Below are 19,618 nucleotides of genomic sequence, written 5' to 3' on the forward strand. Positions count from 1 at the left end.
GGGGTCGGTGGTGTTGACGTCGGCGATGACCTGTTCCCAGAAGAGCACCGGTTTGGTGTGGGGGTTGTCGACGCGGAAGATCCGTACGCCGTGGTCCATCCAGTGGCGCAGGATGCGGGTGGTCTCGGCGAGGAGGCCGGGCAGGTCGGCGTCGAAGGCGATGGGGTAGATGTCCTGGTACTTCTTCGGCGGGTTCTCCGCGTAGGCGATCGTGCCGTCGGGGCGGTGGTGGAACCACTCGGGGTGTTTGTGCACCCAGGGGTGGTCGGGGGAGCACTGCAGGGCGAAGTCCAGGGCGATTTCCAGGCCGAGGGCGCGGGCTTCGGCGACGAAGAAGTCGAAGTCCTCGAGGGTGCCCAGGTCGGGGTGGACGGTGTCGTGGCCGCCCTCGGGGGAGCCGATGGCCCAGGGCACGCCCACGTCGTCCGGGGTGGGGGAGAGGGTGTTGTTGCGGCCTTTGCGGAAGGTGGTGCCGATCGGGTGGATCGGGGGGAGGTAGACGACGTCGAAGCCCATCCGGGCGATGGCCGGCAGGCGGCGGGCGGCGGTGCGGAACGTGCCGTGGGGCTGCTCGGGGGTGCCCTCGGAACGTGGGAAGAACTCGTACCAGGAGCCGAACAGGGCCCGTTCCCGTTCCACCAGCAGCGGCAGCGGCTCCGACGACGTGACCAGTTCGCGCAGGGGGTGGCGGGTCAGGACCTCGTCCACCTCCGGCGCCAACGCCGCCGCCAGCCGGTCGGCGACCGGAAGGGTGTCGTCGCGGAGCTTTCGCACGGCCGTCAGCAGGGCTGCGTGGAGGTCCGTCTCGGGCGCCCCGGCGGCCGCGCGCGCGTACAGCTCGGCGCCCTCCTCGAGGACGAGTCCGGTGTCGATGCCGGCCGGGATCTTGATGCGGGCGATGTGGCGCCAGGTGGCGATCGGGTCGCTCCAGGCCTCGACGCGGTACGTCCATCGGCCCTCCGCGGTCGGGGTGACGCAGGCGCCCCAGCGGTCGGTGCCGGGGGCGAGTTCACGCATCGGGGTCCACGGGGCCGGGCGGCCCTCCGGGTCCTTCAGCACGACGTTGGCGGCGACCACGCCGTGCCCCTCCCGGAAGAGCGTCGCGGTGACCTCGAAGGTCTCGCCGACGACTGCCTTCGCGGGACGCCTGCCGCACTCGACGGACGGGCGGACGTCCCTGACGGGGACGCGGCCGACGACCGGGGCCGGGATCGGGCTCATGGGGTCTCACCTCCGCCGTGCTCGGGAATCGGTGCTGGGCCGAACGGGTGCTGAACGGGTCCTACCGCCCTGCGGTGAAACGCCGTCCGGACGGCGGACCACGTCTGGCGGAACGGGTCCTGTCGGTCTGGTCCTTACGGGGCCTGCCGGATTGGTCCTTGCGGGACTTGCCGGTCTGTTCCTGCTTGGGACGGCCGGTCTGCTCCTGGAGGTAGGCGGGCAGGCTCGTCTGGAGGTAGCGCTCGGCGGCCGTCACGGCCTCGCGGGCACAGCGCTTGCCCATCAGCACACACAGCGTGTAGCCCGAGTCCTCGAAGTTGTCCCGGGCCGCGCGGTCGGTCGGGGACGCGAGCATCACGCGTTCCCAGGTGCGGTAGCGCCGCAGATGTCTGGCCACCTCGTTCTTGGCGGGCAGCAGCATGTGCTGGTCCCTCCCGGCACTCTCGGCGGAGCACGCTTCCCGGGGGAGGTCGTGCACGGAGGGGCATCGACGCCTCACGGAGTCGATGCCTTCACTCATGGTGCACAGGTAACCACCGCGCGTCTTGTTAGTTCTTCAACTACCCCGGGAAGTCGCTCGTGTTGCACGAATGGCGTAGCACTCCCACTCTGGAGATGACTCAGAAGTGATCATTGCTCACGCTTCGTGCTCGTGGGCGGGAGCTTCGCCGGTGAGGAGCCAACGACGATGAAGACCGCAGTGCCTCGCTACTACCACCTCGACGTGGACGTCACTCCGGAACGGGTCGGACAGGTCAGCCGCATCCTGGCCGCTCACCTCCGGTTCTGGGACCTGGAGACCCTCGTCGGGCCCGTCTGTCACAGTGCCGAACTGCTGCTGCGCGCGATCGAGGAGCACGCGACGGACAAGAACACCTCGATCGAGATGTGGTGGAACGGTCAGCACCTCATCGCGGCGGCGGGTGCGAACGACCGGGAGATGCGCCCGGACCGGGAGCTGCGTCCCTGCCTGACCCGTATCGCCGCGCTGAGCGACGGCTGGGGCTGTTGCTCGACGGCCACCGGCAGCACGGTCATCTGGTTCACCCAGCGGGCGCCGGTCGACCAGAGCGTGCCCCTGGTGCCGACCGTGCCCGAGCCGGCCCTGCGCGAAGTGCTCCAGGTGCCCCGCGAGACGCCCGTCGCCGTGCTCGCCGGTTCGCCCCGCGGCGAAGCGGCCGACCCGTGCGAGGGCGCGCGGTGACCGTGCGGCCGGACCGCAGAGGGGTGCCCGTGTGGAGTGGGCACCCCTACCCGCTGGGTGCGTCCTTCGACGGCACCGGCACCAACTTCGCGCTGTTCAGCGAGGTCGCCGAACGCGTCGACCTGGTCCTCGTGGACGACGACGGCGCCCACCGCTCCGTCCCGCTCACCGAGGTCGACGGCTTCGTCTGGCACGGCCACCTCCCCGGCGTCGGACCGGGACAACGCTACGGCTACCGCGTGCACGGCCCCTGGGACCCCGCCGCCGGCCACCGCTGCGATCCGGCGAAGCTGCTGCTGGACCCGTACACCAGGGCCGTGGACGGGCGGACGGACAACGACGCCTCCCTGTACGAACCGGGTGCCGACAGTGCCGGGCACACCATGCTCGGCGTGGTCACCGACCCCTTCTTCGACTGGGGGGACGACCGTCCGCCCCAGCGGGCGTACGCCGACACCGTCATCTACGAGGCACACGTCCGCGGCCTCACCCGCACCCACCCCGAGGTCCCCGCCGAACTGCGCGGCACCTACGCCGGGTTGGCCCACCCCGCCGTCGTCGAGCACCTCACCTCGCTGGGCGTGACCGCGATCGAGCTGATGCCCGTCCACCAGTTCGTGCAGGACGGCGTCCTCCAGGACCGCGGCCTCACCAACTACTGGGGCTACAACACCATCGGCTTCTTCGCACCGCACAACGCCTACGCCGCCCACGGCACCCGCGGCCAACAGGTCACCGAGTTCAAGTCGATGGTCAAGGCGCTGCACGCGGCCGGCCTCGAAGTGATCCTCGACGTGGTCTACAACCACACCGCCGAGGGCAACGAGAAGGGCCCCACCCTCTCCTTCCGGGGCCTCGACAACAGCTCGTACTACCGGCTGGTCGACGGTGACTGGGGCCACTACTACGACACCACCGGCACCGGCAACAGCCTGCTGATGCGGCATCCGTACGTCCTCCAGCTGATCATGGACTCGCTGCGGTACTGGGTCACCGAGATGCGCGTCGACGGCTTCCGCTTCGACCTGGCGGCCACGCTGGCCCGGCAGTTCCACGAGGTGGACCGCCTCTCGGTGTTCTTCGACCTGATCCAGCAGGACCCCGTGATCAGCCGCGTCAAGCTCATCGCCGAACCCTGGGACCTGGGCGAAGGCGGCTACCAGGTCGGCAACTTCCCACCGCTGTGGTCGGAGTGGAACGGGAAGTATCGGGACGCCGTACGGGACTTCTGGCGTGGACGTCCGCACACGCTCGGCGAGTTCGCCTCCCGCCTGACCGGCTCCTCCGACCTGTACGAGCACAGCCGGCGACGCCCGCGCGCCAGCGTCAACTTCGTCACCGCGCACGACGGATTCACCCTGCGCGACCTGGTCTCGTACAACGACAAGCACAACGAGGCCAACGGTGAGGGAAACCGGGACGGCGAGAGTGTCAACCGGTCCTGGAACTGCGGAGTCGAAGGCCCCACCAAGGACCCGCGCGTCCGCGTGCTCCGCGCCCGCCAGCAGCGCAACCTCCTGGCCACGCTGCTGTTGTCCCAGGGCATCCCGATGCTCTGTCACGGCGACGAGTCGGGCCGCACCCAGCGCGGCAACAACAACGCCTACTGCCAGGACAGCGAGGTCTCATGGCTCGACTGGCGCATGGACGCCGAACGCCGCGCGCTGCTCGCGTTCACCCGTGACCTCATCGCCCTGCGCGCCGCCCACCCCGTGCTGCGCCGCCGCCGCTTCTTCCACGGCGACACACCGGTCCGCGCGGACCAGCCGCTCCCCGACCTGGTGTGGCTGCTGCCGGACGCCACGGAGATGACCGACACCGACTGGGACCGCTCCGACGCCCACGCCGTGGCCGTCTTCCTCAACGGCGACGCCATCGCCGAACCCGACGCCCACGGCAACGCGGTCGTCGACGACTCCTTCCTGCTCCTGCTGAACAGCCACTGGGAGCCGATGGACTTCCGCCTGCCCGGCACCGCGTACGGCGAACGCTGGGCGACCCTCGTCGACACGGCCGCGGAGCCGGACGGCGTCCCGGACGAGGCCGAGCACAAGGCGGGCACCGTGATCACCGTCGAGGCCAGAGGGCTGGTGCTGCTGTCGCGGCCGCCCGGGGCCGACTGACCCCCGCCGGAGTGCGGTCGGCGGCGGTCGGCGTCGCCCGGTCAGCGCGCGGTGCGTGAAGTGATCGTGAACTGGGCGCCGTCCGGGTCGCGGAGCACCGCCTCCCGCGCGTCGTGCGTGAGGATCGTGCCGCCGTGGTGCTGGGCGGCCTCGACGCGGGCCGCCACGTCGGAGACGGAGAAGTGGACCTGCCAGTGCGGACGGATCGTGGGGTCCGGCGCGGCTTCCAGCGCGCCGGAGGTGATCCGGGCCACGGCCTCGCCCTCGCTGCGCAGGACGACCTCGTTCCCCTCGTAGTGGACCTCGCAGCAGCCGGGCTTCTCGGTGGCCCACTCCAGGACCTCGCCGTAGAAGATCGCGGCGTCGAAGGCGTCGCGGGTGTGGAGCCGGATGAAGGCCGGGGCGGCCTTGCGCCAGGTCTCCCAGTCGGTGAAGAGAGCGCCCTCCCAGATCCCGAAAGAGGCTCCGTGGCGGTCCGCCAGCAGGGCCGCCCGGCCGGGCGGGAAGGAGAGGGGGCCGACCGCGACCGTGCCGCCGCGCTCCCTGGCCCGGGACGCCGCCGCGTCCGCGTCGGACACGGCGAAGTAGGGGGTCCAGGCGACCGCCATCTGCCACAGGGACGCCACCCCGGCGATCCCGGCGACCGGCACCCCGTCCGCCAGCGCGATCCGGAAATGGTCGCCGAGCTTCGCAGTACGCCATCGCCAGCCCAGCACGGCGGCGTAGAAATTCTCCGTGGCCGGCAGATCCCGGCTGGTGAGGCTCACCCAGCAGGGCGCCCCGAAGACGGAATGGCTGGAGACGACGCTCTCCGAGCCCCCGAATTTACTGTCGCTGTTCATGGCAGTCGCGTCCTGGTCTCGTCCGCCGGCACACCCCGGCCGCACTCCAGTGTCCAACCGGACCCGGGGCCGGTGCCCGTCGAGTACCCCGTGTCGCCGCTCCGATCCCGGTGGGGACGCGATCTTCGGACGACCGTTCGGGTGATGACCGGGAGTTCTGGGTTCTTACGCGGTCCTCCCGCGCATGCGCCGCGCGCCGGATGAGGGGAGGATTCCACCCATGGCCGACACAAGGGAAAGATCCGGGCCCGGGCCGGCTGCCCCCGGCTCCGCACCGCCCCACCAGACCATGGCTCTCGCGGCGATGCTGTTCGCGGTCTCGATGACCTTCATCGACCAGACGATCGTCGCCATCGCCGCCCCCAGCATCGTGGACGAGCTGGGCCTGTCCTCCTCGGGCATGCAGTGGGTGGTCAACGCCTATCTGCTCGCCCTGGCCGCGTTCTTCGCGCTCGGCGGCCGGCTCGCAGACGTCCTCGGGCACCGCCGGATGATGGTGATCGGCACCCTGCTCTTCGTCATCTCCTCCGTGCTCTGCGGCTGTGTCCCCGACGACAGCTTCGCCCTGGGCTGGCTGATCGTGTTCCGCGCCACGCAGGGCCTGGGCGCCGCCCTGATGTTCCCCGCCGCGCTCGCCGTCGTCGTCGCCGTCTTCCCGGTCGGCAAGCGCGGCCGGGCCCTCGCCCTGTTCTTCGGCCTGTCCGGTGCCCTCACCGCGCTCGGCCCGCTCCTCGGCGGCTGGCTCACCGACTGGACCTGGCGCGCCATCTTCTGGATCAACGTGCCCGTCGCGATCGTCGCCCTCGTCCTGACCGCGCTCGCCCGCATCCCCCACCAGGCCCGCCGTGAACGCCTCGACCTGCCCGGCGCCGCCCTCGTCGCCGTCGGCATGGGGCTGAGCGTGCTCGGCCTGCAACAGGCCTCGGCCTGGGGGTGGAGCAGCTTCGCCACCTGGGCCTGCATCGTCGGCGGGCTCGCGGTCCTCGTGCTGTTCTGCGCCTACGAACTCCGCGTCGACGAGCCGCTCATCAAGCTGCAGGTCTTCCGCGACAAGGCGTTCAGCGTCGACTCGGCCGTCCTGTTCTTCGCGATGCTCGCCTTCGTCCCGGTGTTCTTCTTCGCCTCGGTGTACGCCCAGGTCTCGCTCAGCGCCTCGCCCAACCAGGCCGCGCTGTTCCTGCTGTACTTCTTCATCGGCTTCGGTCTGGCCTCCCAGTGGGGCGGCCGGATCCTCGACAACCGGGGCGCGCGGCCCGCCATGAAACTGGGCACGGCCCTCGGCGCGGTCGGCTTCGCACTGTGGGCCAACAAACTGACGGACCTCTCGATGCACGACCAGTGGCCCTACGCAGCCCTCGCGGGCGCCGGTATCGGCCTCCTGCTCGCGCCCGCCTCGACGGACGCCGTGAACCGCTCCCTCGACGCCTCGTACGGCGAGGTCACCGGCATCACCCAGACCGTGCGCAACTACGCGGCGGCCGTGGGCCTCGCGGTGTTCGGCACGATCCTGACGCACGTCACCACCGACAACATCGTCGAGACACTACGGTCCAGGGGAGTGCCGGACGACCAGGCGCGGGAGGCCGCCCGTGACATCTCCGAAGCGGTCACCGGCAACCCGGACAGCCAGGTACCGAGCGGCGAGGGCACCGTCGCCACGGCGATGCGCGACTCGATGGACGCCATCCGCATGGACTTCGCCGAGGCCAACCAGTGGGTGTTCTACGGGATGGCCATCGCGCTCGGCATCGGGTTCCTGTGCGCGCTGCGGCACCCGGGAACGCGGGTCACCGAAGAGACGCAGAAGCCTCGACGGGTCCCCACGAACCGCTGACGTCCGCCGCCGCTCGTGCGCGGCGGACCCTCATGTCGACTCCCGCCGCACCAGCTCCGTCGGGAGGATCACCGCCGCCGGATCCTCGCCGCCGATCTGGGCCAGCAGGACCCGCACCATCTCGTTGCTGATGCGGTCGTAGGGCTGGCGGATGGTGGTGAGGGCGGGGACGGCCTCCGTCGCCGCGGCCGAGTCGTCGAAGCCGCCCACGGACACGTCCTCGGGGACCCGGCGGCCCGCCCGGCGCAGCGCCGCCAGGGCGCCCTGCGCCATCAGGTCGGAGGCCACGAACACGGCGTCCATGTCGGGTGCCTGGGCCAGCAGCCGTTCGGTGCCCGCCTCGCCGCTGGCCCGGCTGTAGTCGCCGGAGACGATGAGGCGCTCGTCGATCCCGACGCCCGCCTCGGCGAGCACCTCCTTGTAGCCGGCGAGGCGGTCGACACCGCCGGGGGTGTCCAGTGGACCGGTCACGACGCCGATGCGGCGGCGGCCCAGCGACAGCAGATGGCGCACCATGTCGCGGGCACCGTCCCGGTCGTCGGCGGCCACGTAACTCACCTTGGAGCCGGGCGCCATGGGCTTGCCGCACTGCACGAGGGGAATGCCCGCCTCGCGGAGTTCCTGGGCGACCGGGTTGCCGGAGTGGCTGGACACCAGCAGCACCCCGTCGACGTGGCCCGCCGTGATGTACCGCGTGATCCGGCGCCGCTCGTCCTCCGTGCCGGCCACCATCAGCAGCAGGGGAATGTCGTGCGTGGCCAGTGCCTGGGTGCAACCGCGCAGCAGGACGTTGAAGTTGGGGTCCTCGAACAGCTTCTCCTGCGGTTCCGTGAGCAGGAAGCCGATCGAGTCGGAGCGGCCCGTGATCAGCGAGCGGGCGTGCCGGTTGACGACGTAACCCGTCTTGCGGATCGCGGCGTTGACGGCCTCGGCGGCCGTCGGGCTGACGTAGTGACCGCCGTTGAGCACGCGCGAGACCGTTCCCCGGGAGACTCCCGCCTCGCGCGCCACATCATGAATGGTCGGCGGCTTGCGCCTGCCCCCCGTGCTGCTCATGGTCATGACTTTACGGCTCCGGAGAGGAGATCCAGACTCCAGAACCGCTGGATGACCAGGAAGAGCGCGATCAGCGGGATCACCGCGAGCAGCGCACCCGTGATCACCAGGGTGTAGAGCGCCGGAGTGTTCGCGCCCTGTTCGAGGAGCGTGAACAGGCCCAGGGTGATCGGGAACTTCTCGTCGTCGCTGAGCATGATGTACGGCAGCAGGAAGTTGTTCCAGACGGCGACGAACTGGAACAGGAAGACCGTCACCAGACCCGGCACCATCATCGGCAGCGCGATCCCGGTGAAGATCCGCCACTCGCTCGCCCCGTCCATCCGGCCCGCCTCGACCACGTCGGAGGGGACGGCGGCAGCGGCGTAGATCCGGGACAGGTACACGCCGTACGGGGAGAGGACCAGCGGCAGCAGCACCGACCAGTAGCTGTCCGCCAGGTCGGCCTTCGCCATCAGCAGGTACTGCGGGATCGCGAGGATCACCGGCGGCATCAGCACGCCCGCCATCAGCACGTTGAAGACGGTCTCGCGGCCCTTGAAACGGTAGATCGCCAGCGCGTAGCCGCTGACCGCGGAGACGGCCGTCGACAGGAGGGCGCCGAGGCCCGCGTAGAGGGCGGAGTTGCCCATCCACCGCCAGTAGATGCCGTCGCGGTAGGCGTTCAGGCCGGACAGGTTGTCCGCGAAGCCGCTGCCCGGCAGGAAGGTGAAGGTGGAGAACAGCTCGCTGCCCGACTTGGTGGCCGCGATCAGCACCCAGGCCACGGGGAGCAGACAGTAGATCGCGCCCAGCAGCAGGGTGAGCGTCGGGACGAGTGCGATCCGGCGGCGCAGCGGCGGGCCCTGGACGGTGCCCGGCGTGGTGCCTGCCGCCGGGGCGGTCTTGCGGACGGCAAGAGAACTCATCGTACGGCTCCTTGGCTGTCGTCCCGCTTGTTCCGTGAGTTCGCGGCCCTCAGGAAGCCGAAAGAGAGGACCAGGGTGGCCACGGCGATGATCACCGCGCCGGCGGCCGCCGAATAGATGTCGCCCTCACCGAAGGCGTCCCGGTACACCTTCATCAGCGGACTCCACGTCGTGGAGACCGAGTTGGTGAGGGGCTTGAGGGTGGTCGGCTCGCTGAACACCTGGAGCGTGGCGATGATCGAGAAGAAGAAGGTCAGCACCAGGGAGGGCGCCACCATCGGGATCTTGATCCGCAGCGCGATCTGCAGCGGCGTCGCGCCGTCCAGCTTCGCCGCCTCGTACACCTCGGTGGGGATGGCCTGCAGCGAGGTGTAGATGACGATCATGTTGAAGCCGGTGCCGCCCCAGATCGCGATGTTCGAAAGGGCCGCGTACAGCCCGCCACCGTCGAGCAGGTCCGGCTGCGGGAGCCCCAGCTTCTCCAGGACGAAGTAGAAGGGGCTGACGTCCGGGAGGTAGAGGAAGCCCCAGAGCAGGGCCGCCACGACGCCCGGGACGGCGTACGGCAGGAAGATCGCCAGCCGGGTGAAGGGAGCGAGCTTGACCTTGTCGCTGTCCAGCATGAGGGCGAAGACGAGGGCCAGGCCGAGCATGACCGGGACCACGATCGCGCCGTAGCCGAGCACGCGCAGGGCGCCGTCCAGCAGCTCGGAGTCGGTCAGCGCGTCGGCGTAGTTCTCGAAGCCCGCCCACACTTCGCTCCGCGCGCCCGAGCCGAGGCCCAGCCCCTTGACCTGCACCTTGTGCAGGCTGAGCCAGACCGCGTAGCCGATGGGCAGCGCGAAGAAGAGGGCGAACAGGATCGTCGCGGGGAGGAGGAAGGCGTACGGGGCCGTTCTGACCCCGTACGACCTCCGGCGTGCGCTGGTCACTCCGCGACCTCGAAGCCCTGCTTCTTCATGTCGGCGACGGTGTCGTCCTGCATGGTCTTCAGGGCGGCACCGAAGTCCGACTTGTCCTTGGCGGCGGCGCCGAAGGCGTCCTTGAAGGAGGTGTAAGCGACGTTCACGTTCGGGCCCCACGCGGAGGGCGCGGTCGTCTTCGCGATCTCGGAGGCGACGGTGTAGAAGTCGGCCTGGTTGGAGAAGAAGGCCGGCGGTTCGGTGAACGCGCCACTGGTCTGCGCGGTCGTGGCGGCCGGGTAGATGCCACCCTCCTTGGCCAGCGCGGTCAGCGCCTCCGGGTCCGTGTTCAGCCAGGCGGCGAACTTCGCGGCGGCACCCTTGTTGTCCGAGTCCGTGGTCACCGCGGTCGAGGAACCGCCCCAGCTGCCGGTGGTGTTCTCGGAGGAGGACCACTGCGGCAGTGGCGCCACCTTCCACTTGCCCTCGGTGTCGGGCGCGGCGGTGGTCAGTGTGCCCGGCGCCCACACGGCGCTGACCCAGGCGATCTGCTTGCCGGTGTTGAGCGCCTTGTTCCAGGCAGGGGTGTACATCGGCTGGTTGTCGACGGCGCCCTCCTCGACCAGGCCGCCCCAGAAGTCGGCGACCTTCTGCGTCGCCGGGTCGTCTATGCCGACCTTCCACTTCTGGCCCTCGGTGGTCCACCACTGGGCGCCCGCCTGCTGGGCGAGACCGGCGAAGAGACCGGAGTCGCTGGCGGAGAAGGTGGTGAGGTCGACGTCGGAGTCTTCCTTCTTCAGCTTCCGCGCGGTCTCGGCGAACTCGTCCCAGGTCTTCGGAACCGTCAGGTCGTACTTCTTGAAGAGGTCCTCGCGGTAGTAGAACATCATCGGCCCGATGTCCTGCGGGATCGCGTACACGGCGTCCGTGCCCAGCGTGGTCTGCTGCCAGACACCGTCGGCGAACTTGCTCTTCGCGTCGCCCGCCTCCTTCGCGATGTCGGCGACCGCGTCATTGCTGACCAGCGTCGGCAGCGCCTGGTACTCGGCCTGCACCAGGTCCGGGCCCTTGCCCGCCTTGTGCGCGGTGAGGATCTTGGTGACGAGGGTGTCGCCGGAGGCCTGCTTCTTCACCGTGACGGTGATCTGCTGCTCCTTGCCGGGACCCTTGTTCCACAGGTCCACGACCTTGTCCATGCCCGGCGTCCAGGTCCAGTACGTCAGCTTCGCCGGCCCCGACCGGTCCCCGCTGTCGTCGTCGGACCCACCACAGGCGGCCAGTGTGGTGGCGCCGAGCGTGACCGCGACGGCAGTGGCCACAAAGCGCCGGTGCTTCGAGATGTTGGGCATGGATCTTTCTCCCCTGACCTGGGTCCTCGCCCACTGCGAAGACCGTGTCATGCTTCTGTGAGCGTTCACAGTAGAGAAACATCCCGGACACTTGTCAATGGTTGTTGCTGTGCGGTTATGTTGGGCTCGCACCGCCGCCATTGTGTGTGCACGTTCCCAGATGATCGACCAAACGGGAGAGATCCATGCCGGAGACCACCCCCAAGGGCCTCACCAGGCTCGCCTTCGGTGGGGACTACAACCCCGAGCAGTGGCCGGAAACCGTCTGGCACGAGGACGTCCGGCTGATGCGCGAGGCCGGCGTCACGATGGTGAGTGTCGGCATCTTCTCCTGGGCCCTGCTGGAGACCGGGCGCGGGGTGTACGACTTCGCCTGGCTCGACCGCCTGCTCGACCTGCTGCACGAGAACGGCATCCGCGTCGACCTCGGCACCCCCACCGTCGTCCCGCCGGTCTGGTTCTACCGCGAGCACCCCGAGGCGCTGCCCGTGGCCGCCGACGGCACCCGCTACGAGTTCGGCTCGCGCGGCGCCATCTGCCACAGCAACGCCGACTACCGGGCCGCCGCCGCGCACATCACCACCAAGCTCGCCGAGCGCTACGCCGACCACCCCGCGCTCGCCCTGTGGCACGTGCACAACGAGTACGGCGTCCCCGTCTCCGCCTGCTACTGCGACTCCTGCGCCGCCCACTTCCGCCGCTGGCTGGAGCGCACGTACGGCACGGTCGAGGCGGTCAACGAGGCCTGGGGCACGGCCTTCTGGGGCCAGCACTACACGGACTTCGCGCAGATCAACCCGCCGCGCGTGGCCCCCACGGTCGGCAACCCGGGCCAGACGCTGGACTACAAGCGGTTCGCCGACGAGACCATCCGCGAGAACTTCGTCGCCGAGCGGGACATCCTGCACCGCCTCGCGCCCGGCATCCCGGTCACCACCAACTTCATGACCGCGCTCAGCCAGTGCGACTCCCTCGACTACTGGGCCTGGGGCCGCGAGGTCGACCTCGTCACCAACGACCACTATCTGATCACCGACGGCCGCCGCACCCACGTGAACCTCGCGATGGCCGCCGACCTCACCCGCTCGGTGGGTGGCGGCGCCCCCTGGCTGCTCCTGGAGCACTCCACCTCGGGCGTCAACTGGCAGGCCCGCAACCCCGCCAAGGCCCCCGGGCAGATGGCCCGCAACTCCCTCGCCCATGTGGCGCGCGGTTCCGACGGCGCCATGTTCTTCCAGTGGCGGCAGTCCCGGCGCGGCGCCGAGAAGTTCCACTCGGCGATGCTGCCGCAGGCCGGCACCGACTCCCGGGTGTGGCGCGAGGTCGTCGAACTGGGCGCCTCCCTGGACTCGCTCAGCCAGATCCGCGGCAGCCGGACCGTCGCCGACGTGGCCGTCCTGTGGGACTGGCAGTCCTGGTGGGCGCAGAACCTGGCCTGGCGCCCCAGCGAGGACCACGAGGCCCGCGAGCGTGCCGACGCGTTCTACGAGGCCCTCTACGACCGCCACCTCGCGGTCGACTTCGCCCACCCGGAAGCCGACTTGTCGGCCTATCGTCTCGTCGTCGTTCCGGCGCTTTACCTGATGACGGAAGCCGCGGGGAACAACCTCAGGGAGTACGTCGACAACGGCGGCACCCTCGTCGTCTCCTACTTCTCCGGGATCGTCGACGAGCACGACGCCGTCCACGAGGGCCCGTACCCCGGCGCCCTGCGGGACGTTCTCGGCCTGACCGTCGAGGAGTTCTCGCCGCTGCTCGGCGGGGAGAACGTGCGGATCACCGGTCCCGACGGCTCCGAACTGACCGGTGACGTGTGGACGGAGTTCGTGGTGCCGCACGGCGCCGAGGCCGTGTGGACGTACGCCGACGGGCTCGCCGCCGACCGGCCCGCCGTCACCCGGCACCGGCTCGGCGAGGGCTCCGCCTGGTACGTGTCGACCCGCCTCGACGCGCACGGCCTCGACGTGCTCCTCGGCTGGGCCGCGGACGACGCGGGCATCGCGCCCCGCGCCGATCTGCCGCGCGACGTCGAAGTGGTGTGCCGCGCGGGGGAGTCGGGCGACTTCCTCTTCGCGATCAACCACACCGCGGTCGACGCGAAGGTGGCGCTCGACACCGACGGCACCGAACTCCTCACCGGCGAACGCGCGGCGGGTCACCTCGCCGTGCCCGCCGGCGGCGTCAGGGTCGTACGCCTCGACGCCTGAGCACCGGATGTGGGCGGCGGCCGGTCACCGAGCCGTAGAGGGTGACGGCCGCCGCTCCCGACCCAGGGCCGATCACCGGCCTCGGGTCGGCCCGGGGCGATCTCCGACTCCGGGTCACCCACCCGGAGCCGCCCCCGGCTCCGGGCCCCCGCCCGAGGCTGGTCTCCAGCCCCGGGCCACCCCCGAACACCGGCCTGATCTCTGGGGACATCCGGCCGGTACCGGCGGCGTCGCGCCCACGGCCTTCGGGCGTGGCGCCGCCACAGCACCGCGCAACCAGATCCCCACCTTCGTCGAAGGGACGACGATGTTCCACGCGAGACGCGCCCTCAGGGCCCTGCTGATACCGCTGTTCGCAGGCCTGGCGCTCACCACCCTGCCCGCCACGTCGGCACACGCCGCCTCCACGCTCACCAACGGGGGCTTCGAGTCCAACGGCACCGGGACCGCGACGCCGACCGGCTGGTCGACGTACTCGGCGGCCGGGCAGAACTCCGCCTCCTTCACCGAGTCCGGTGGCCACGGCGGCAGTTACCGCCTGTCCCACTACTCGGCCTCGGCCTACAAAGTGGAGACCTACCAGTACCTGTCCGGCCTGACCAACGGGAACTACAAGCTCACCGCGTGGGTGCGCTCCGGCGGCGGCCAGAACTCCGCGTACCTCGCGCTGAAGAACTGCGGCAGCGCCGAACAGCGCACCGACATCCCGGTCTCCGCCGGCGGCTGGATCCGGATCGTCACCTCGATCGCGGTGACGAACAACCAGTGCACCATCAGCGTCAACTCCGATGCGAATGCCGGTAACTGGATCAACGTCGACGACCTGACCTTCACGTCCGGTACGACGGGCCTGACCGTCAAGGGTTCCGACGTGTCGTCGCTCATCAAGAGCGAGGCCAAGGGCGGCGTCTACAAGAACAGCTCCGGCACCACCGGCGACGCGCTCGCCATCCTCAAGAACGCCGGACAGAACTACGCGCGCGTCAAGGTCTGGGTGAACCCCGCCGACGGCTACAACAACAAGACACGCGTGCTGGCCGCCGCCAAGCGCATCAAGGCGCAGGGCATGAAGCTGCTGGTCGATTTCCACTACTCGGACACCTGGGCCGACCCGGGCGCCCAGACCGTGCCGTCCTCGTGGGCCGGCCACTCCTACAGCCAGCTGAGGACGGACGTCTACAACCACACCTACGACGTCCTCAACGCCCTCAAGTCGCAGGGCACCACCGCCGACATGGTCCAGGTCGGCAACGAGATCAACGGCGGCATGCTGTGGTCCGCCGGCTCCACCTCCAACTGGTCCCAGCTCGCGGGTCTGCTCAACTCCGGCTACGACGCGGTCAAGGCGGTCAACTCCTCCACCCAGGTGGCACTGCACCTCGCCAAGGGCGGCGACCTGTCCGGCACCCGCTGGTGGTTCGACAGCGCGGTCTCGAACGGCGTGAAGTTCGACGTCATCGGCCTGTCGTACTACGGCTACTGGCACGGCACCCTCGCCGACTTCCAGACCACGCTGGACGACGCGGCCTCCCGCTACTCCAAGCCGGTGTTCCTCGCCGAGACGGCCTACCCGTTCCGTCTCGACAGCGAGGACTCGCACGAGAACATCATCGACCTGTCGAGCGAGCTGGTGTCCGGCTACCCGGCCACGACCGCCGGTCAGACCCGGTGGATGAAGGACGTCGCGAGCATCGTCGAGGCCGTCCCGAACGGCCGCGGTCTCGGGATCTTCTACTGGGAGTCGACCTGGACCGCACGCACCGGCAACGGCTGGGACCCGACCGACTCGTCCTCCGGGAACGGCTGGGAGAACCAGGCGCTGTTCGGTTATGACGACCACGCGCTTCCGGCGATGGCGTGGTTCGGCCACCGGTAGCGCTCCCCGTCCGTGAAGGGGCCGTACGCCTTGGCGTGCGGCCCCCCTCGGCCGTCAGGAGGCGACCGTCGTGTCCAGGAAGCGGTGCAGCGAGGCTGTCATGGCGTCCACGAACGTGTCCTGGACCTGCTCGGACACCCGGTCCAGGGAGAGATACGGATTGAGGTCCTCCAGCTCGACCAGCAGGAGGTCCCCGTCCCCGGTACGGCAGGCGTCCACGCGCTGGATGCCGTGGTCGAGGGTGTTCCAGTCGATGAAACGCCGGGCGAAGGCGAGGTCGGCCTCCGAGGCCTCGTAGGGTTCGAGGACCCAGCGACGGTCGGGGTCGGGCGCGTACAGGGCGTACTGGAAGGCGTCGTCGACGTAGTAGAAGGACACCTCGTAGCGGAAGTCGACGCGTGGTTGCACCAGGATGTCACCCCAGGTCAGGCCCGCCAGTTCGGCACCGCTCACGAAGCGCAGGCCGATCGAGTCCGCGCCGGCCTTCGGCTTGACCGCGTACGAGACGGTGTCGGGCAGCCGCCCCCGGTCCTCGGGCCGGTCGACCGTGGGGATGACCGGGTACCCCGCCTGGGTGAGGTCCAGCAGGTACCGCTTGCCGGTCATGTCGGCCCGGCCGGTCAGCGGGTTGTAGACGGGGGTGCCGAGTGCCGTCGCCCGTTCGCGGAAGGCGTCGTACGCCTCCTGGTAGTGGAGAACCGGCCCGCTGTTGCGGACCACGACGGCGTCGAAGCCGTCCATCAGCGCCGCCGCGTCCAACGGGTGGCACAGGGCGAGGTCGAAGTCCGTGCGCAGTCGGGAGGTGAGGAGGATGTCCTCGTCGCAGTAGCGCCGACCACGGGCCGGGTAGGCGAGGTCGGTGACGTACAGCAGGCTGGGGCGGGCGGGCACGGCGGTCTCCCTGGTCGGTGACGGCCAACCTAACCCGGGGTGACGGGGGACGGCCCGGCCCCCTGCCAGGATGGACCGGCGCGGGCATCGGGCGGACGACCAGGAGGCGGACATGACGGGCTTGGCGGGCAGGACGGACTCACGGGGCGGCGGACTCGTACCCACGGCGTTCGTCGGGATCGGCGGGCGCGGGCCCGAGGACGTGATCGTCGACGGGCGCGGGCGGGTGCTGACCGGCGTCGAGGACGGACGCGTCCTGCGGATGGACGGGCTCACGGAGCCGGGGCGGGCGCGGGTCGAGACGCTCGCCGACACCGGTGGCAGGCCCCTCGGCCTCGAACTCCTTCCGGACGGCGACCTGTTGGTGTGCGACGCCGAGCGGGGGCTGCTGCGGGTCAGGACCGGCGACGGCACGGTACGGGTGCTCGTCGACGAGGTCCAGGGCGAGCCGCTGCGGTTCTGCAGCAACGCCGTGGCCCTCTCCGACGGAACGGTCTACTTCACGGTCTCCAGCCGCCGTTACCCCCTCCAGCAGTGGATCGGCGACATCGTCGAACACACGGGGACCGGGCGGCTGTTGCGCCTCGCACCGGGGGAGGGTACGCCCGAAGTCGTCCTGGAGGGGCTCCAGTTCGCCAACGGCCTCGCGCCCTGCGCCGACGAGTCGTTCCTCGTGGTCGCGGAGACCGGCGCCCGCCGGCTCACCCGCGTCCACCTCACCGGGGCGAGGGCCGGCACGAGCGAGCCCTTCGCCGAGGATCTGCCGGGCACGCCCGACAACATGTGGCGCGATCCGGAGGGGTTGATGTGGGTGGCCCTCGCCGGACCCCGTATCGGCGCCCTCGACCGTCTCCACCGCACCGGCCCGGCCGTACGCCGTGCCGCGAGCCGGGTCGCGGTACGGGCGCCGTTCCGCCCCCTGGGGTTCGCCGGGGTCGTGGCGGTCGACGACGAGGGGCGCGTCGTGCACACCCTCGTCGACCGCCACTCCCGCTTCCGCATGGTCACCAGCGCCTGCGTGGCCGAGGGCCGCCTGATCCTCGGGAGCCTGTGGGAGCGGGGGGTCGCGGTGTGCGAGTCGCCGGGGAAGGCGGACTGACGCCGGGAGCGTGCATGGAGTGAGGCCTCGGCGGTTCTGCTCCGCCGCCGGGCGTGTGCACGGTGTACGACGGCCGCGTTACGCTGTCGACCAGCCGCGATCCCCTCGCGGCGCGGCGGTGGGGCCCGCCGTACCCGAACCGCGGCATCGGCGCCGACAACGGTCCCTGCTTGCGACGGAGCGCGCCCGGCGGACACCCGGGCCCCGGCGAGTAGGAGACGCAGGTCCATGCCAGCCCCGCACCCCGACGAGCCCGGAGCCTCACCGTCCCCGGACGCCCCCGTAGCCGACCTGACCCGACCGACCCTCTGGCACGGCCAGGCCTCCGTGGTCGCGGTCGTGGCGGTCGGCGGCGGGACCGGCGCGACGGCCCGGTACGGCGCCTCCCTCCTCTGGCCCACGGGCCCGGCCGGCTTTCCCTGGACCACGTTCTGGGTGAACGTCGTCGGCTGCTTCGTCATCGGACTCTTCATGATCGCGATCACGGAGAGATGGGCGGCCCACCGCCTGGTCCGCCCCTTCTTCGGCACCGGAGTACTGGGCGGCTTCACCACCTTCTCGACGTACGCCGTCGACATCCGGCGCCTGTTGGAGGAGGGCCACCCCGGCACCGCCCTCGCCTACCTCGCCGCGACCCTTCTGGCCGCCCTCACGGCGGTCTGGCTCGCGGCGGCGACAGCGCGTCTGGTCCTGCGGACCGGGCCTTCGCACAGCAGGCCCACCGAAACGCGTGAGCAAGGTAAGAGGTCGTCGTGAACTGGGTGCTCGTCATCGTCGGCGGAATGCTCGGCGCGCCCCTGCGCTATCTCACCGACCGCGCCGTGCAGTCGCGTCACGACACGGACCTCCCCTGGGGCACGTTCGCTGTCAACGTCACCGGATCCCTGGTCCTCGGCGCCCTCACCGGCGCCGTCACGGCCGGTGCCGCAACCTCCGACCTGCAGCTTCTCCTCGGCACCGGACTGTGCGGGGCGCTCACCACGTACTCGACCTTCTCGTACGAGACCCTGCTGCTGGCCCGGAGCGGCGCCCGCTTCCACGCCGCCGCCAACGTGGTCGCGAGCGTGACGGCGGGGCTGGGCGCGGTCTTCGTGGGGCTGGCGGCGGCGCAGGCCCTCTGGTCCTGAGCGCCGGACCCTTACCCGGCCGTAGTACGACTGCCTCCCCCGGCACGATCACGCCCCGCCGTGACCCGTGGCCGGCCATACCTCAGCCATGCCCTCGTCAGCCATGCCCTCGCCGAGCAGAACTGGACCCCATGAGCGCCATCACCGTCGGTCAGGCCGTCGTCCTCGGAGCGGTGGAGGGGGTGACCGAGTTCCTGCCTGTGTCCTCCACCGGGCATCTGAAGATCGCCGAAGGGCTCATGGGGATCCAGGTCGAGGACAAGGCGGTCGTCGGGTTCTCGGCGGTCATCCAGGTCGGCGCGATCGCGGCGGTGCTCGTCTACTTCCGCGGGGACATCGTTCGGATCGGCTCCGCCTGGTTCCGGGGGCTCTTCCACGCGGCGGAGCGGCAGGACCGCGACTACCGGTTCGCGTGGTGGGTGATCGCCGCGACCATCCCGATCGTGGTCGTCGGGCTGGCCGCCCGGTCGCTCATCGAGGGGCCGCTCGCCTCGTTGTGGGTGGTGGCCGGTTCGCTGATCGTCGGCAGCGCTGTGATGTGGGTCGCGGAACAGGTGGGCCGGCGCAGGCGCGCGGAGGAGGACACCCGGTTCAGGGACGCGATGCTCGTCGGCGGTTCGCAGATCCTCGCTTTGCTCTTCCCCGGCTTCTCCCGCTCCGGCGCCACCATGTCCACCGCGCTGCTGCTCGACCTCGACCGGGTCGCGGCCACCCGGCTCTCCTTCTTCCTCGGTATCCCGGCCCTCACCGGTGCCGGGCTCTACGAACTGAAGGACGCCCTCGGTGCGGGGGTGGGTGCGGCCCCGCTGATCGTCGGCACCACCGTCTCGTTCGCGGTCGCGTACGCCTCCATCGCCTGGCTGCTGAAGTTCGTGACCAGGCACTCCTTCAACGTGTTCGTGTCCTACCGGATCGTCGTCGGGGTCCTCCTCTTCGGGCTGCTCGGTGCGGGTGGCCTCAGCTGACGGCGTTCCCGCGG

17 protein-coding genes are annotated in these 19,618 nt (G+C 70.4%); 9 read left to right on the forward strand and 8 right to left on the reverse strand.

The window, feature by feature from the left end; genetic code table 11:
- A partial coding sequence (locus tag AWZ10_RS27505) for a maltotransferase domain-containing protein (RefSeq protein WP_159058355.1) occupies nucleotides 1-1,221 on the reverse strand: 1,221 nt, incomplete at its 3' end.
- A 61-nt stretch (nucleotides 1,222-1,282) separates the two neighbouring features.
- On the reverse strand, nucleotides 1,283-1,642 hold the full coding sequence (locus AWZ10_RS27510) for a DUF5133 domain-containing protein (protein ID WP_046705461.1): 360 nt from the start codon (nucleotides 1,640-1,642) through the stop codon (nucleotides 1,283-1,285).
- Between the two features lie 267 nt (nucleotides 1,643-1,909).
- On the opposite strand from AWZ10_RS27510, the gene AWZ10_RS27515 reads away from it, so the two are divergent.
- Nucleotides 1,910-2,425, forward strand: a complete 516-nt coding sequence (locus AWZ10_RS27515) for a hypothetical protein (RefSeq protein ID WP_046705462.1) — start codon at nucleotides 1,910-1,912, stop codon at nucleotides 2,423-2,425.
- A gap of 23 nt (nucleotides 2,426-2,448) precedes the next feature.
- On the forward strand, nucleotides 2,449-4,548 hold the full coding sequence (gene glgX / locus AWZ10_RS27520) for a glycogen debranching protein GlgX (protein ID WP_208618560.1): 2,100 nt from the start codon (nucleotides 2,449-2,451) through the stop codon (nucleotides 4,546-4,548).
- 41 nt (nucleotides 4,549-4,589) lie between these two features.
- Here the strand turns inward: glgX and AWZ10_RS27525 are convergent, their stop codons facing one another.
- Nucleotides 4,590-5,390 carry a VOC family protein gene (locus tag AWZ10_RS27525; RefSeq protein ID WP_046705463.1) on the reverse strand — a complete coding sequence of 267 codons (801 nt, stop codon included), beginning with the start codon at nucleotides 5,388-5,390 and terminating at the stop codon, nucleotides 4,590-4,592.
- A gap of 220 nt (nucleotides 5,391-5,610) precedes the next feature.
- Here AWZ10_RS27525 and AWZ10_RS27530 point away from each other — a divergent pair, with 220 nt between their 5' ends.
- Complete coding sequence (locus AWZ10_RS27530; RefSeq protein WP_046705464.1) at nucleotides 5,611-7,224, forward strand: MFS transporter; 1,614 nt, start codon at nucleotides 5,611-5,613, stop codon at nucleotides 7,222-7,224.
- 30 nt (nucleotides 7,225-7,254) lie between these two features.
- On the opposite strand, the gene AWZ10_RS27535 is transcribed toward AWZ10_RS27530, so the two are convergent.
- The 4 genes from AWZ10_RS27535 to AWZ10_RS27550 are packed head-to-tail and all read right to left on the reverse strand — an operon-like array spanning nucleotide 7,255 to nucleotide 11,439.
- Complete coding sequence (locus tag AWZ10_RS27535) at nucleotides 7,255-8,286, reverse strand: LacI family DNA-binding transcriptional regulator (protein WP_046705465.1); 1,032 nt, start codon at nucleotides 8,284-8,286, stop codon at nucleotides 7,255-7,257.
- Entirely contained in the window at nucleotides 8,283-9,188 is a 906-nt protein-coding gene (locus AWZ10_RS27540; protein ID WP_060892310.1) for a carbohydrate ABC transporter permease, read from the reverse strand. The genes AWZ10_RS27535 and AWZ10_RS27540 overlap by 4 nt, the downstream gene beginning before the upstream one ends.
- Entirely contained in the window at nucleotides 9,185-10,120 is a 936-nt protein-coding gene (locus AWZ10_RS27545; RefSeq protein ID WP_046705467.1) for a carbohydrate ABC transporter permease, read from the reverse strand. The genes AWZ10_RS27540 and AWZ10_RS27545 overlap by 4 nt, the downstream gene beginning before the upstream one ends.
- Nucleotides 10,117-11,439, reverse strand: a complete 1,323-nt coding sequence (locus tag AWZ10_RS27550; RefSeq protein ID WP_046705468.1) for an extracellular solute-binding protein — start codon at nucleotides 11,437-11,439, stop codon at nucleotides 10,117-10,119. The genes AWZ10_RS27545 and AWZ10_RS27550 overlap by 4 nt, the downstream gene beginning before the upstream one ends.
- Before the next feature lie 185 nt (nucleotides 11,440-11,624).
- Here AWZ10_RS27550 and AWZ10_RS27555 point away from each other — a divergent pair, with 185 nt between their 5' ends.
- A complete protein-coding gene (locus AWZ10_RS27555) occupies nucleotides 11,625-13,646 on the forward strand; it encodes a beta-galactosidase (RefSeq protein WP_060892311.1) in 2,022 nt (673 codons plus the stop codon).
- 307 nt (nucleotides 13,647-13,953) lie between these two features.
- The gene (locus tag AWZ10_RS27560; RefSeq protein WP_046709007.1) at nucleotides 13,954-15,522 is read left to right on the forward strand and encodes a glycoside hydrolase family 53 protein; all 1,569 of its coding nucleotides are present in this window, start codon (nucleotides 13,954-13,956) and stop codon (nucleotides 15,520-15,522) included.
- Nucleotides 15,523-15,576: 54 nt separating this feature from the next.
- Here AWZ10_RS27560 and AWZ10_RS27565 read toward each other — a convergent pair whose 3' ends face one another.
- Complete coding sequence (locus AWZ10_RS27565; protein ID WP_046709008.1) at nucleotides 15,577-16,413, reverse strand: ATP-grasp domain-containing protein; 837 nt, start codon at nucleotides 16,411-16,413, stop codon at nucleotides 15,577-15,579.
- Nucleotides 16,414-16,525: 112 nt separating this feature from the next.
- Here AWZ10_RS27565 and AWZ10_RS27570 point away from each other — a divergent pair, with 112 nt between their 5' ends.
- The 4 genes from AWZ10_RS27570 (at nucleotide 16,526) to AWZ10_RS27585 (ending at nucleotide 19,604) form a co-directional block, all read left to right on the forward strand.
- Complete coding sequence (locus AWZ10_RS27570) at nucleotides 16,526-17,512, forward strand: SMP-30/gluconolactonase/LRE family protein (protein ID WP_046709014.1); 987 nt, start codon at nucleotides 16,526-16,528, stop codon at nucleotides 17,510-17,512.
- Nucleotides 17,513-17,740: 228 nt separating this feature from the next.
- The gene (gene crcB / locus AWZ10_RS27575; protein ID WP_079104455.1) at nucleotides 17,741-18,268 is read left to right on the forward strand and encodes a fluoride efflux transporter CrcB; all 528 of its coding nucleotides are present in this window, start codon (nucleotides 17,741-17,743) and stop codon (nucleotides 18,266-18,268) included.
- Complete coding sequence (crcB, locus tag AWZ10_RS27580; RefSeq protein WP_060892312.1) at nucleotides 18,265-18,639, forward strand: fluoride efflux transporter CrcB; 375 nt, start codon at nucleotides 18,265-18,267, stop codon at nucleotides 18,637-18,639. The genes crcB (AWZ10_RS27575) and crcB (AWZ10_RS27580) overlap by 4 nt, the downstream gene beginning before the upstream one ends.
- A gap of 131 nt (nucleotides 18,640-18,770) precedes the next feature.
- Entirely contained in the window at nucleotides 18,771-19,604 is an 834-nt protein-coding gene (locus AWZ10_RS27585; RefSeq protein WP_060892313.1) for an undecaprenyl-diphosphate phosphatase, read from the forward strand.
- The last annotated feature ends 14 nt before the right edge of the window (nucleotides 19,605-19,618 follow it).

The organism is Streptomyces europaeiscabiei, assembly GCF_001550375.1.
Lineage (GTDB): Bacteria > Actinomycetota > Actinomycetes > Streptomycetales > Streptomycetaceae > Streptomyces > Streptomyces europaeiscabiei.

Excerpts from the sequence above, each read along its gene's own strand:
- AWZ10_RS27510 (WP_046705461.1), bottom strand. The coding sequence starts at position 1,642 with ATGCTGCTGCCCGCCAAGAACGAGGTGGCCAGACATCTGCGGCGCTAC.
- AWZ10_RS27515 (WP_046705462.1), top strand. The coding sequence starts at position 1,910 with ATGAAGACCGCAGTGCCTCGCTACTACCACCTCGACGTGGACGTCACT.
- AWZ10_RS27525 (WP_046705463.1), bottom strand. The coding sequence starts at position 5,390 with ATGAACAGCGACAGTAAATTCGGGGGCTCGGAGAGCGTCGTCTCCAGC.
- AWZ10_RS27530 (WP_046705464.1), top strand. The coding sequence starts at position 5,611 with ATGGCCGACACAAGGGAAAGATCCGGGCCCGGGCCGGCTGCCCCCGGC.
- AWZ10_RS27535 (WP_046705465.1), bottom strand. The coding sequence starts at position 8,286 with ATGACCATGAGCAGCACGGGGGGCAGGCGCAAGCCGCCGACCATTCAT.
- AWZ10_RS27540 (WP_060892310.1), bottom strand. The coding sequence starts at position 9,188 with ATGAGTTCTCTTGCCGTCCGCAAGACCGCCCCGGCGGCAGGCACCACG.
- AWZ10_RS27550 (WP_046705468.1), bottom strand. The coding sequence starts at position 11,439 with ATGCCCAACATCTCGAAGCACCGGCGCTTTGTGGCCACTGCCGTCGCG.
- AWZ10_RS27555 (WP_060892311.1), top strand. The coding sequence starts at position 11,625 with ATGCCGGAGACCACCCCCAAGGGCCTCACCAGGCTCGCCTTCGGTGGG.
- AWZ10_RS27560 (WP_046709007.1), top strand. The coding sequence starts at position 13,954 with ATGTTCCACGCGAGACGCGCCCTCAGGGCCCTGCTGATACCGCTGTTC.
- AWZ10_RS27570 (WP_046709014.1), top strand. The coding sequence starts at position 16,526 with ATGACGGGCTTGGCGGGCAGGACGGACTCACGGGGCGGCGGACTCGTA.
- crcB (WP_079104455.1), top strand. The coding sequence starts at position 17,741 with ATGCCAGCCCCGCACCCCGACGAGCCCGGAGCCTCACCGTCCCCGGAC.
- AWZ10_RS27585 (WP_060892313.1), top strand. The coding sequence starts at position 18,771 with ATGAGCGCCATCACCGTCGGTCAGGCCGTCGTCCTCGGAGCGGTGGAG.